This window comes from Methylocystis sp. SB2 (genome assembly GCF_049817085.1).
Lineage (GTDB): Bacteria > Pseudomonadota > Alphaproteobacteria > Rhizobiales > Beijerinckiaceae > Methylocystis > Methylocystis rosea.
Map to the genome: position 1 here is coordinate 2,694,950 of NZ_CP187401.1, position 12,508 is coordinate 2,707,457.

The following is a 12,508-nucleotide window of genomic DNA, read 5'->3' on the forward strand; positions in this document are numbered from 1 at the left end:
AAGCGGTAGGAGAATTTCCATGCTTGGAGATGGTGGGGGAAGTAGGACTCGAACCTACGAAGGCTTAGCCAGCGGATTTACAGTCCGCCCCCTTTGCCGCTCGGGACATTCCCCCATCGTCTCGTAAAGAGACGGCGGCCGCGATGAAGCGGCCGTTGCAGCGGCATATGCGGCCCCGGCGGCGCAGTGTCAACCTTAAACTCCCCGGCAGGTCGGGGGCGAGGCCGAGCCCCGCTCGAGCGCGCATTTGCCTCCCGAAGGGACGCCAGAACTCGCGCAGAGGCCTTGCGCCGCGAATGCAGGCGCTCAAGCTGGCGAATCGGCGGCCGCCGCGCCGGCGGTCAGCTGCGCCTGCTCCGCGTCGGAGAAAAGCCGCGAACGCGTCAGGAACCGCAGCCCCGTGCCATTGTCGAGCGAGAACATGCCGCCTTGGCCCGGCACGACGTCGATGACGAGTTGCGTGTGTTTCCAGTAATCGAATTGCGCCGCGCCGATGTAGAAGGGCGCGCCGCCGATCTCGCCGAGCAGAACGTCGCCGTCGCCGACGAGGAAGTCCCCTTGCGGATAGCACATCGGCGCCGAGCCGTCGCAGCAGCCGCCCGACTGGTGGAAGAGGACCGCGCCATGTTCGCCGCGCAGCCGCGCGATGAGATCCAGCGCCGCGGGCGTGGCGGCGACTCTTGCGGGTTTGACTGTCGTAGTCACTACCCCCTCCCTGTCCCTCCCCCGCTGAAGCGGGAGAGGGGACGCTAGCGATCGGCGTTCCGCGCCTTCTCCGGTGAAGGGCGAGTTTCGCTCCCTCTCCCGCGAAAGCGGGGGAGGGCTGGGGTGGGGGCTAAAAGAACCCCAGCTTCTTCTCGCTGTAGCTCACCAGCATGTTCTTCGTCTGCTGATAGTGATCGAGCATCATCCTGTGGTTCTCGCGGCCGATGCCCGACTGTTTGTAGCCGCCGAAAGCCGCATGCGCCGGATAGGCGTGGTAGCAGTTCACCCAGACGCGCCCCGCCTGAATGGCGCGGCCGAAGCGATAGCAGCGGTTGGCCTCGCGGCTCCACACGCCCGCGCCAAGGCCGTAGAGCGTATCGTTGGCGATGGCCAAGGCCTCGTCATCGTCCTTGAAGGTCGTCACCGACACGACGGGCCCAAAAATCTCCTCCTGGAACACGCGCATCCGATTATGGCCTTCGAGCACGGTCGGCTTCACATAGAAGCCGCCGGCGAGGTCGCCTGCGAGCGCGTTGCGTTCGCCGCCGGCGAGCACCTTCGCGCCCTCTTGCTTGCCGATGTCGATATAGCTCAGGATCTTTTCGAGCTGCTCGGAGGAGGCCTGCGCGCCGATCATGGTTTCCGGGTCGAGCGGATTGCCCTGCTTGATCTCGCCGACGCGCTTCAACGCGCGTTCCATGAAGCGGTCGTAGATCTTCTCATGCACCAGGGCCCGGCTCGGGCAGGTGCAGACCTCGCCCTGATTGAGCGCGAACATGACAAAGCCCTCGATCGCCTTGTCGAGATAGTCGTCGTCCTCGCGGGCGACGTCCTCAAAGAAGATGTTGGGCGACTTGCCGCCAAGCTCCAAGGTCACCGGGATGAGGTTTTGACTGGCGTATTGCATGATCAGCCGTCCTGTCGTCGTCTCGCCGGTGAAGGCGATCTTGGCGATGCGGTTCGACGAGGCGAGCGGTTTGCCGGCCTCCAGCCCGAAGCCGTTGACGATGTTGAGCACGCCCTTGGGAAGAAGCTCGCCGACAAGCTCCGCCCAGACGAGAATGCTCGCGGGCGTCTGCTCGGCCGGCTTGATGACGACGCAATTGCCGGCGGCGAGCGCCGGCGCAAGCTTCCAAACGGCCATCAGAATCGGGAAGTTCCAGGGGATGATCTGGCCGACGACGCCGAGCGGCTCATGGAAATGATAGGCGATGGTGTCGTGGTCGATTTCCGAGATGCCGCCTTCCTGCGCGCGAATGGCGCCGGCGAAATAGCGGAAGTGATCGATCGCGAGAGGAATGTCGGCGGCGCTCGTCTCGCGGATCGGCTTGCCGTTGTCCCAGGTTTCGGCGGCGGCGAGGAGACCGAGATTGGCTTCCATCACGTCGGCGATGCGGTTGAGGATGATGGCGCGCTCCGCCGGGCTCGTCCTGCCCCAGGCGTCTTTCGCGGCATGCGCGGCGTCGAGCGCGGCCTCGACGTCGTCCTTGTCAGACCGGGCGATCTCGCAAATCTTCTGGCCGGTGATCGGCGAGACATTGTCGAAGACGCGGCCGGATTTCGCGTCCGCCCATGCGCCATTGATGAAATTGCCGTAGCGGGCCTTAAACGGCGGTTTGAGCGCGGCGAAAGTTTCATGCTTGGTCATGGGGCGTTCCTCGCGTTGCCGCAGCGGCGGCTTTTTCTTTGAGAAGGTAGTTGGAGCGCGGCGTTACGCCAAGTGCCTGACGCCAAGCGCCCGAGCCGGTTGTCTTAGTCGAGACACGCCTTCGCCAGCGCCTGAAACGCCCGGGCGCGATGCGACAGCGCCTGCGAGCCATCGCCGGGGAGCGCATGTTTCTCCGCCGACATCATCTCGCCGAAGGTCTTGTCGAGACCGTCGGGCCTGAAGATCGGATCATAGCCGAAGCCCTTCTCGCCCTTGGGCGGAAAGACCAGAACGCCGTCCACCCGGCCCTCGAACTGCTCGACATGCCCGTCGGGCCAGACGACAGCGAGCGCGCACGTAAAATGCGCGCGATAGGGCGGCGCGGCGCCGCGCGCCTCGAGTTCGCGCTCGACGCGGAGGCAGGCGGCCGTGAAGTCGCGGTCCTCCCCCGCCCAGCGCGCCGAATAGACGCCGGGGGCGCCGTCGAGCGCGTCGACGCAAAGCCCGGAGTCGTCGGCGAAAGCGGGCAGGCCTGAGGCCATCGCGGCGGAGCGCGCCTTTAAAAGCGCGTTGCCGGCGAAGCTCTGTTCGGTCTCCTCGGGCTCTTCGAGGCCGAGTTCTCCGGCGGAAGCCGCCTCGACGCCATGCGGCTCGAGCAATTGCCTGAGTTCCCAAAGTTTCCCGGGATTATGCGTGGCGATGACGAGCCTGCCGGCGATTTTGCGCGGATCCATCAGATTTCCTCCCGCCGCGCGGCTCCTGGCGCGCCGGCGGGCGTCGCCATAGCGCTATTATCTCAGATATTTGCAGCGATTTGCCGCCAAATCGCCACGATCGCCCTCTGGGGGTCTTGGTCGACGGGACGGAAGGGGCTACAAAGTTACGTCTTGGCGCGGTTAACCCCGCCTTTACTATGCTTGGCAACGATTGAGGAGCCGCCGAGGCGGTTCCGGGACGCGCCAATGCTGACGCGGCGACTTCGCCGCTCGATTATCCCGGAATGCAAGGGACGAAATGACCTCGACCATTCTCATTGCCGACGACGATCCCGTTCAACGTCGTCTGCTGGAAGCTATGACGCGGCGATTTGGTTACGAGGCCGAGACTGTCGAAAGCGGCGAACAGGCGATTGCCCGACTGACTCAGCCTGGCGCCAAGTCCGTAGCGCTGCTCATTCTGGACCTCGTCATGCCCGACCTCGACGGCATGGGCGTGCTCACCCGGATGCGCGACATGAAACTCGCGACCCCGGTGATCGTGCAGACCGCGCATGGGTCGATCGAGGCCGTCATTTCCGCGATGCGCGCCGGCGCGCATGACTTCGTGGTCAAGCCTGTCGGCGCGGAACGTCTGCAAATTTCCATCAAGAACGCGCTCTCGGCCGATGCGCTCGCCGACGAAGTGCGCCGCATCAGCCGCCGGGCGCAGGGCGCCCTAACATTCAAGGACCTCGTCTCGCGCAGCGACGACATGGAGCGCGTCATCCGGCTCGGCCAACGCGCGGCGCATTCCTCCATTCCCGTGCTTCTCGAAGGCGAGTCGGGCGTCGGCAAGGAGATCGTGGCGCGCGCCATCCAGGGCGCGTCGGATCGCAAAGGCAAGCCCTTCGTCACCGTCAACTGCGGCGCGTTGCCGGCCAATCTCGTCGAATCGATTCTCTTCGGCCATGAGAAGGGCGCCTTCACCGGCGCCACCGAGAAGCACAGCGGCAAATTCGTTGAGGCGAACGGCGGGACGCTGTTTCTCGACGAGATCGGCGAACTGCCGCTCGACATTCAGGTCAAGTTGCTGCGCGCGCTGCAGGAAGGCGAAATCGATCCTGTCGGCGCGAAGCGCGCAATCCGGGTCGATATTCGACTGATCTCGGCGACCAATCAAAATCTCATCGATCTCGTCAAACGCGGGCTGTTTCGCGAGGACCTGTTCTATCGGCTCAACGTCTTCCCGATCAACATTCCGCCGCTGCGCGGTCGCCGCGAGGACGTCGCCGATCTCGCCAAGCGCTTTGCGGCGCGCTTCGCCGCCGAGGAAGGCCGCAATATCCGCCGCGTGACGCCGGAAGCGCTGTCGCTGCTGACGAGCTACGACTGGCCGGGCAACGTCCGCCAATTGGAGAACGCCGTCTTTCGCGCCGTCGTGCTCGCCGACGGCGACGAGCTGACGGTCGCCGAATTTCCGCAAATCGCCGCCCATGTCGAAGGCTATGAAGTGCGCGTGCCGCCCGCGCCCGCGCCGGGAGCGCCCGGGACGGCGCCGCGCGAACGCGAGATCGTCCGCGTCGAGATCCGCGATCCGAATGCGATGTCGCTGATTGGATCGAACGGCGAGATGCGCACGCTCGAGGACATCGAGACCGCGACGATCCGCTTCGCCTTGACGCATTACCGCGGCCAGATGTCGGAAATTGCGCGACGGCTCGGGATCGGCCGCTCGACGCTCTATCGTAAGATGAAGGAATATGGACTCGAAGAAGGGACGGAAAGCGAACCTGAGCCGTCGGGATCGCTCGTCGCCTAGCCGGAGGCGCACGCTTACTTTCAGTGCGAGGGTTTCATGACGCTGTTTGACATTGAAGCGACGACGATCGACGGCCAGCCGAAGAAGCTGGCCGATTACGCCGGCAAGGCGATGCTGATCGTCAATGTTGCGAGCCGATGCGGATTCACGCCGCAATACGCCGGGCTCGAAGCGCTTTACCGCAAATTTGCCGATCGGGGATTTGTCGTCCTGGGCTTTCCCTGCAATCAGTTTGGCGCGCAGGAGCCGGGCTCCGAGAAGGAGATCGCATCCTTCTGTTCGGCGAATTACGACGTCACCTTTCCACTGTTCGGCAAAATCGACGTCAACGGAGAAAACGCGCATCCGGTCTATCGCCTGCTCAAGCGCGAGGCGCCGGGAATTCTCGGATCCGAAGCGATCAAGTGGAACTTCACGAAATTTCTCGTCGACCGCGAGGGGCATGTCGTGAAGCGTTACGCGCCGACCGACACGCCCGAGCAGATCGCGAAGGACGTTGAGGCGCTGCTGTGACCGCCATCGACGCGCGCATGATTGAAGACGGCGATCCGTTCGTCTTCGACGTGACGGTGCGCGATCAGAGAAGCGAGACGCAGCATCGCGTCAGGCTCTCGCGAAAGGATCTACTGCGGCTCGGCGGCGGCGCCGATGCGCAAAGATTTATAGACGCCGCCTTCCGCTTTCTTCTCGACCGGAAGCAAAGGAGAGCATTCTCGCGCGCTTCGACATGAGCGTCGTCGCGGGCTATTTCCCGGAGTTCGAGCAAAAGCTGCCGCACTATCTCGCCCTGAAGCGTCATGCGGGTTCCGGCTGATCCGTTCGCTTGGGCCGTGTCATTCCCGGCAGGCCGAAGGCCTGACCGGGAATCCAGAGCCGATCCAGAAACTTGTCTTGCTCTGGATTCCCGATCGCGCGCTACGCGCGCGTCGGGAATGACAGCCAAGCCGTTCGAAGGGATTTCATATCGCAGGGGTTCCGGTAGCACTGTTCACTTGGTTGAGACCGTCATTGCGAGCGAAGCGAATTCTCAGAACGCCGCGCGCAAACGCAGCCCAAAGACATTGATCGGACCGCGCGCGCTGTTATGCGCGGGATTGACCAGCAGCTGATAATCGAAGGTCGCATCAATATTCTTGCCGAAGCCGATTTTGTAATAGGCCTCCATATTCTTCTCGCCGGCGTAGGAGAGCGCGCCGTCGCCGATATAGACGCTGGTTCCACCAAGCCCGAAATAGCGCACGCGGTCGCCATGCAGGCCGCCCAACGCTCCAGCGACGCCGATCTCGTCGTCGTCGCGTCCCCACGAAGCCCCCGCCGCCACGACGCCCATCGAGAGTTGCCGATCGACGTCAGTGTAGGCGACCGTTTCATAGCGCCCGTCGGCTATGCTGGCGCGCAGGAAGAAGCCGAGATTCGGCACGATCTGCTGCTTGATGTTAATCCCGCCGCCGGTTTTCACCGCGCGCCCCCGCGCGGTATCGAAACGAGGCGGGAAATCGCCGGCGAGATAGGCGTAACGGATCACATCGTCAATTTTGCTTATGTATCCGTTATCGCCATAGGCGAGAAATTTGATCGCGCCCGGCTGATCGAACAGATCATAGCGCGCCTCGAATTCGACGACGCCCATGAATTGACGAAATATTTGCGGCTCGATGTCAAAACCGTTGGGGGTCGTCGGAAGCTGAAACACGCCGCCCCGCGCCGTCCACCAGTCCTGCTTCCACTCTGCGGCGAGTCCGTAGGTATAGCCCCAGGCGTCGGCTGCGTAGTCGAAGGCGCCCATCGTGTTGAACGCGAAGTTGAGAAAGCCGGTCGTCGGGTCATGCGCATAGACGTTGTCGTCGAACACGTCGCCGACGGCGAATTTTCCGAGCGTAACGACGATGCGGTTCTTGTCGACCTTGCCCGAGATCTGGTTTTGCGTCGACTCAAGCACCTCGCTGCGTGAGCCTTGGTCCGGATCTCTTTCTCTTTCCCCCTCTTCGTCCAATCCGATGATTTGACGCAGAAAGTAGCGCTGAAACCGCATATAGGGCGCAGCGCGTCCAACCTTTGCGACCGCGCTGTTCACATAGGCTGCAGCGCCTACTGAATTCGCCAAGCCATAGCCCTGATCGATCTCGGGATTGAGATAGACGGCGGCTCCCTCCCACAGGCGCAGACCGAGGAAGAGATTGGTCGTCGAGCCGACATTGGCCTTGCCGCCGGAAGGGAAGCTGTTGGGGCCGTCATAGAGCGCACGAAATCGTGGGTAGCCTTGAGCAACGTGAGTCGTCTGTCCGTGGACGCTATAGAGTTCCGGCGCGTCGTGCGTGTCAGCGCTTTCGCCCTTGCCGCCATTATGGCCATTGCCGCCATTATGGCCGTTGCGACCGCTTTGCAAGGAACCATATTCGATCGAGCCGGGAATTCGATTGTCGTCGCCAAAATGATAATTTATGCCAAAGCGCAACAGATGATTTTCGTTTCGTATGCGGGACACATAGATAAAATTCTCGCCATTATCGAAAACCTGTGTGTTCAGCGACTGATTGAGAAAGAGATATTCGGCGCGCGCCGACCAATTGTCGGCGAAGGCGTATTCGAAGCCTGCGCCGATCGCATATTTCATCCGCGAGGATACCGACCCAGGCGCGTAGAAAATCGCGTCGGGTCCGCCCGCGCCGAGCGTCAAGTTCGCCGGACCTCTCGCGCCGCCCGCGGCGACGCCGCCCGTGAGATAAAAGAGCGAGCGGTCCCATGCATAGCCGACGCGCCCGCGAATGCTCGCGAAAAAATTTGCGCTCGAATTCGACGCCAGCGTGAAGACTGGCGCCGCCGAATAGGCGGGCGAAGCCAGATATGCGCCCGTCGGTCCGCGCCTTCCGTCGAGCAGGCTCAGGTCCGTCTCGAAACCCCAGACGAAGGAGCCACGCTGCCAATTATATCCAGCTTGGGCGCCAACGGTGGCGCCTGGGCGCGTCACGCCACTCGGATAAAGATCGAAGGCAGGAGACCCAAAGCCGCTCGCCGCCTGAAGCCGTTCGCCTCTGTGCAGCGGAAATCCGCCGCCGAGACTCGCGCCGATATACATGCCTGCCCAATTGAAGACCGGCGGCGGCGTGTCGGCGGCCCGCGCGCTCGAACTCGGCGCGCATAAGGCGAAGCCAAGAAGGGCGATAAAAGACAGGCGCACGGCGGCGCTCACCGGCGCCGTATGTAGAATGGCGGCGGCGCTCGAACGCGGGCAGGATCGCAGTGAATGCATGCGCTCTTAAGAACCTTGCCGGCGGCGTCTCCGTTGGATAGCGATAAGGCTGCGCTCAGAACCAAGCGCAGCGCGAATCATCCTTTGGCCAAATAGTAAAACTCTGTGACAGATTTTCGCAGCGGCTATTGGCGCAGTCCTTGCTTTGAACTGTAAAAAACGGCCGCCAGCCGCGCAAACAAAGGCGGGCCGCCAAGAGGGAGTTCTTGCAATGGACTCACGCATAACGCAGTTCGATGAACTGGCTGGAGCGGACGGCCGCACCCGCGCCCCTTATCGCAAGCTTTCCCAATGGCTCGCGGAAACCCCGCCCGAGCTCCTGGCGTCGCGGCGCGAGCAAGCGGAGCTGCTTTTTCGTCGCATCGGGATCACCTTCGCGGTCTATGGCGCGCAGGAGGCGACCGAGCGCCTCATTCCCTTCGATATCCTGCCGCGCATACTCTCGCGCAGCGAATGGACGACGCTTGAAAAAGGTCTGATCCAGCGCGTCACCGCGCTCAACGCCTTTCTTGCCGACATCTACGGCGCCGGCGAGATCTTGAGGGCTGGAATCGTTCCTGCGGATATCGTCTATCGCAACCCCGCCTATTGCCCCGATATGGCGGGCCGGCGCGTGCCCTTCGATATTTACGTGCATATCGCTGGCGTCGACATCGTGCGCACCGACGATCAGGGCTTCTTCGTTCTCGAGGACAATGCCCGGACGCCTTCCGGCGTCTCCTATATGCTTGAGAACCGCGAAGTGATGATGCGGCTTTTTCCCGAACTCTTCGCGCTGCATCGCGTCGCGCCGATCGAAAACTATCCCGACGAACTGCTCGGGACTTTGCGCTCGGTCGCCCCGCCGCGCGCCAACGGCGATCCGACGGTCGTCTTGATGACGCCCGGCCAGTACAATTCAGCCTTCTACGAACACTCGTTTCTCGCCGACAAGCTCGGCGTCGAGCTTGTCGAGGGCCGCGATCTCTTCGTTCGCGATGACGTCGTCTACATGCGCACGACCGAGGGCCCGCGCCGCGTGGACGTCATTTATCGGCGCATCGACGACGACTTCCTCGACCCGCTGTGCTTCCGGCCGGATTCGGCGCTCGGCGTCGCCGGGCTGATGGGCGCCTATCAAGCAGGCAATGTGACGCTGGCGAATGCAGTCGGCGCCGGCGCCGCCGACGACAAGGCGATGTATACCTATATGCCTGACATTATTAAGTTTTATCTCGGCGAGGCGCCGCTACTGCAGAATGTTCCGACCTTCCGCTGCCGTGAACAGGAGGCGCTCGCTTACGTGCTCGACCATCTCGATGAACTCGTCGTCAAGGAAGTGAACGGCTCCGGCGGCTACGGCATGCTTGTGGGACCGCATGCGACGAAGGCGCAGATCGAGGAGTTTCGCGCAAAGCTTAAGGCGCATCCGCAGAATTTCATCGCTCAGCCGACGCTGGCGCTCTCCACATGCCCCATCGCCATGGCCTCGGGCGTCGCGCCACGCCACGTCGATCTGCGGCCCTTCGTTCTGCAGGGCGCCAATGGCGCCCGCGTCGTGCCGGGCGGTCTGACCCGGGTCGCGATGACGGAGAAATCGCTCGTCGTGAATTCGAGCCAGGGCGGCGGCACCAAGGACACCTGGGTGATCGACGACGCGTGGAGCGCCGAAGAGGCGATGGGGCAAGCGTGAGAAGACGCTCGCAAACGCCGCGATGAACATCGATGATCTCCAAAGCGACTCATAAACGGACGTGCTGATGCTTTCCCGCACCGCCGACAATCTGTACTGGCTCGCCCGCTACATGGAGCGCGCCGACTTCCTGGCGCGCGCCATCCAGGCGTCGCGGCGCCTCGCCGCGCTGCCCAAGGCCTATGGCGGCGACGAAACCGAGTGGGAAAGCGTGCTGCTGTCGTCGGGCGCGGCGCTATCGTTCGATGCCTCCGGACGCCCCGTCGATGAAGCCAACGTCATCGAGTTTCTCACCTTCGCGCCGGAGAATCCGGGATCGATCCGCAATTGCCTGGAGCAGGCGCGCGCCAACGCCCGCGCCGTGCGCACGGCGTTGACCATCGAAATGTGGGAGTCGATCAACGACGCCTATCTGGAAATGCGCGCGCTGGAGTCGCGCGGCGTCGTCCCTTGCGCGCAGGAGCTGGCGCGCTTTCTTGAGGTCATCAAGCAGACCTCGCTGACCTATGACGGCGGCGCCTATCGCACCATGCTGCGCAACGACGCCTATTGGTTCTCGCGCGTTGGGCTTTTCATCGAGCGCGCCGACAACACGGCGCGTCTGCTCGACGTCAAATATCATGTGCTGCTGCCCGAGAAGGAGATCGTCGGCGGTTCGCTCGACTATTTCCAATGGTCGGCCATTCTACGCGCCGTATCGGCGCATACCGCCTATCACTGGGTCTATCGTACGAGCATGAAGCCTTGGCTCGTCGCCGATCTGTTGATCCTGCGACCGGAGATGCCGCGTTCGCTGATTTCCTGCTATGAGTCGATCGTGCGCAATCTCGACAATCTTGCCCGCGCGCACGGGCGCCAGGGCTCATCGCAGCGTCACGCCCGCGGCGTCTACGGCAAGCTCGAAAAGCTGAATATGGAGAGCGTCTTCCAGGGCGGGCTGCACGAATTCGTGCAATCCTTCATCTCGGAAAACAACCGACTGGCCGCGCTCATCTCCGAGCAATATCTCTTTTGAGCGAAATCTGATGCGCATCCGCATACGGCATGAAACGACCTATCGCTATGCCGATCCGCCGCGAACGGCGGTGCAGCATCTTCGCCTGACGCCGCGCAGTCACGACGGGCAGCATGTCGTCGACTGGCGCATCGACGTCGATCGCGATTGCCGACTGGTGCAGTCGGAAGACGCCTTCGGCAATACGCTGCACCGCTTCTCCGTGGACGGGCCGCTTGAGTCGATTTCCACCGTGGTGGAAGGGGAAGTGACGACCTTCGACATGGCCGGAGTCGTATCGGGCGCGGTCGAGCGCTTTCCGCCGGTCCTGTTCATGCGCGACACGCCGCTGACGACGCCGAGCGCAGCGATCTGCGATTTCGCGCGCGAAACGACGTCAAAGGAAAGCGGAACGCTCTCGAAGCTCCATGCGCTGCTTGGCGCGATTCACGAATCACTCACATTCGACGCCGCCGCGACGCATTCGGGCACGACGGCGGCGGAATGTTTCGAGCATCGCAAGGGCGTCTGTCAGGACTTTTCGCATCTCTTCATCGCCTGCGCGCGCGGGATCGGCGCGCCGGCGCGCTATGTGAGCGGCTATTTCCTCGGCAGCGACGGCGAGGATCAGGTCGCCGGCCACGCATGGGCCGAGGCCTATGTCGAGGATCTCGGCTGGGTGGCCTTCGACCCGACACATGGCGTCGCGCCTCAGGAAAATCATGTGCGCGTCGCGATCGCGCTCGACTATCTGGGCGCGGCGCCGATTCGCGGCGCGCACTCCGGCGGCGGCGGCGAAACGCTGGACGTCAAAGTGCGCGTCGCGCGGGCGGAGGCCTTCAGCCAGTCGCAATCGCAATCACAATAGCTTGTCTCAAACTCCGATCAACTGACTGACCGCGCTCTGGCGCCCGTCGGCGTCGCTTCGCCCGTGCTCGGCTAGGTCAATTTCATCGCACGGCGCGAAGCGCAGCCCGTCCTCATCATATTGGAAATCACATGCGTTGAGCGCGGCCACGATGCGCGGCCAGACGCCCTTCCTGTCCCAGCGATGGTAGCGCGTATAGGCCGTGTACCATTTGCCGAACCGCGGCGGCAGGCTGCGCCAGGGCGCGCCGGTGCGTACGATCCAGAACACCGCCTCGAGAAAAAGCCGATTGTCGCGGGCTCTACAGCCTGGGTCGCCTTGTTTTCCAGGAAGGAGGGGCGCCACGGCCTGCCAATGTTCGTCAGACAGATAATGTTCAATCAATAGATCCTCCGTCGCGGCGCGTTGCGACGTCGACCCGCCGGACGCGCCTTCGCTGTGAAGGGCTGACATGATCGATCGATATTTCTATCCTAGGTTGTAATTTATAGCAACACAACCTGTTTTGGCGGGGTCGTCCGGCGAAGACGTGCGTTGGCGTGCTGGACCGCGCGCGCTTGCGACTTGCGCTTCCCTGTGGCACACAGGCGCCGAACGCGTCGGACGCGATTTCATGCGTTTCGGGCGATCAAGCGCTGCAGTAGCTCAGTGGTAGAGCACTCCCTTGGTAAGGGAGAGGTCGAGAGTTCAATCCTCTCTTGCAGCACCAGCTTTCCCTAAGGAAATCCAACACTTTGCGAAAGACACTCGCGGCGTTTCAGAACGTTTCGAGACGGAACGGAACGCGAAAACCCGCGCAATGTTGGGTGAAAACTGGGTAGCGCGTTCTATTTCTGGTCCGCCGGACCCCGGAA

General features: G+C 62.7%; 11 protein-coding genes and 2 tRNA genes. 7 read left to right on the forward strand and 6 right to left on the reverse strand.

Annotation, left to right across the window (positions count from 1 at the left end; translation table 11 throughout):
- Positions 1–30: 30 nt before the first annotated feature.
- The 4 genes from ACPS74_RS13220 to rdgB form a co-directional block, all read right to left on the reverse strand.
- Positions 31–115: transfer RNA gene (locus ACPS74_RS13220), tRNA-Tyr, on the reverse strand.
- Positions 116–306: 191 nt separating this feature from the next.
- Positions 307–705, reverse strand: a complete 399-nt coding sequence (locus tag ACPS74_RS13225; RefSeq protein WP_029649091.1) for a DUF779 domain-containing protein — start codon at positions 703–705, stop codon at positions 307–309.
- A 130-nt stretch (positions 706–835) separates the two neighbouring features.
- Positions 836–2,353, reverse strand: a complete 1,518-nt coding sequence (adh, locus tag ACPS74_RS13230) for an aldehyde dehydrogenase (RefSeq protein WP_029649092.1) — start codon at positions 2,351–2,353, stop codon at positions 836–838.
- Positions 2,354–2,457: 104 nt separating this feature from the next.
- Complete coding sequence (rdgB, locus tag ACPS74_RS13235) at positions 2,458–3,087, reverse strand: RdgB/HAM1 family non-canonical purine NTP pyrophosphatase (protein WP_029649093.1); 630 nt, start codon at positions 3,085–3,087, stop codon at positions 2,458–2,460.
- A gap of 280 nt (positions 3,088–3,367) precedes the next feature.
- Here rdgB and ACPS74_RS13240 point away from each other — a divergent pair, with 280 nt between their 5' ends.
- Genes ACPS74_RS13240 through ACPS74_RS13250 form a run of 3 tightly spaced genes read left to right on the forward strand, consistent with a single transcriptional unit; the run spans position 3,368 to position 5,601 of the window.
- On the forward strand, positions 3,368–4,870 hold the full coding sequence (locus ACPS74_RS13240; protein WP_029649094.1) for a sigma-54-dependent transcriptional regulator: 1,503 nt from the start codon (positions 3,368–3,370) through the stop codon (positions 4,868–4,870).
- A 36-nt stretch (positions 4,871–4,906) separates the two neighbouring features.
- The gene (locus ACPS74_RS13245) at positions 4,907–5,383 is read left to right on the forward strand and encodes a glutathione peroxidase (RefSeq protein ID WP_029649095.1); all 477 of its coding nucleotides are present in this window, start codon (positions 4,907–4,909) and stop codon (positions 5,381–5,383) included.
- Positions 5,380–5,601, forward strand: coding sequence for a hypothetical protein (locus ACPS74_RS13250; protein ID WP_347372154.1), 222 nt, complete (start codon positions 5,380–5,382; stop codon positions 5,599–5,601). Before ACPS74_RS13245 ends, ACPS74_RS13250 begins: the two co-directional genes overlap by 4 nt.
- A gap of 296 nt (positions 5,602–5,897) precedes the next feature.
- Here ACPS74_RS13250 and ACPS74_RS13255 read toward each other — a convergent pair whose 3' ends face one another.
- A complete protein-coding gene (locus tag ACPS74_RS13255; protein WP_036242045.1) occupies positions 5,898–8,120 on the reverse strand; it encodes a carbohydrate porin in 2,223 nt (740 codons plus the stop codon).
- A gap of 211 nt (positions 8,121–8,331) precedes the next feature.
- On the opposite strand from ACPS74_RS13255, the gene ACPS74_RS13260 reads away from it, so the two are divergent.
- The 3 genes from ACPS74_RS13260 to ACPS74_RS13270 all read left to right on the forward strand — a co-directional run bounded on the left by ACPS74_RS13260 (position 8,332) and on the right by ACPS74_RS13270 (position 11,654).
- A complete protein-coding gene (locus tag ACPS74_RS13260) occupies positions 8,332–9,792 on the forward strand; it encodes a circularly permuted type 2 ATP-grasp protein (protein ID WP_029651463.1) in 1,461 nt (486 codons plus the stop codon).
- A gap of 67 nt (positions 9,793–9,859) precedes the next feature.
- Positions 9,860–10,807, forward strand: a complete 948-nt coding sequence (locus ACPS74_RS13265) for an alpha-E domain-containing protein (protein ID WP_018407091.1) — start codon at positions 9,860–9,862, stop codon at positions 10,805–10,807.
- A gap of 10 nt (positions 10,808–10,817) precedes the next feature.
- The gene (locus ACPS74_RS13270) at positions 10,818–11,654 is read left to right on the forward strand and encodes a transglutaminase family protein (protein ID WP_029651462.1); all 837 of its coding nucleotides are present in this window, start codon (positions 10,818–10,820) and stop codon (positions 11,652–11,654) included.
- A gap of 6 nt (positions 11,655–11,660) precedes the next feature.
- On the opposite strand, the gene ACPS74_RS13275 is transcribed toward ACPS74_RS13270, so the two are convergent.
- Positions 11,661–12,107, reverse strand: coding sequence for a transposase (locus tag ACPS74_RS13275; RefSeq protein WP_029651461.1), 447 nt, complete (start codon positions 12,105–12,107; stop codon positions 11,661–11,663).
- Between the two features lie 181 nt (positions 12,108–12,288).
- On the opposite strand from ACPS74_RS13275, the gene ACPS74_RS13280 reads away from it, so the two are divergent.
- Positions 12,289–12,363 (forward strand) — tRNA-Thr (locus ACPS74_RS13280).
- Positions 12,364–12,508 lie beyond the last annotated feature (145 nt).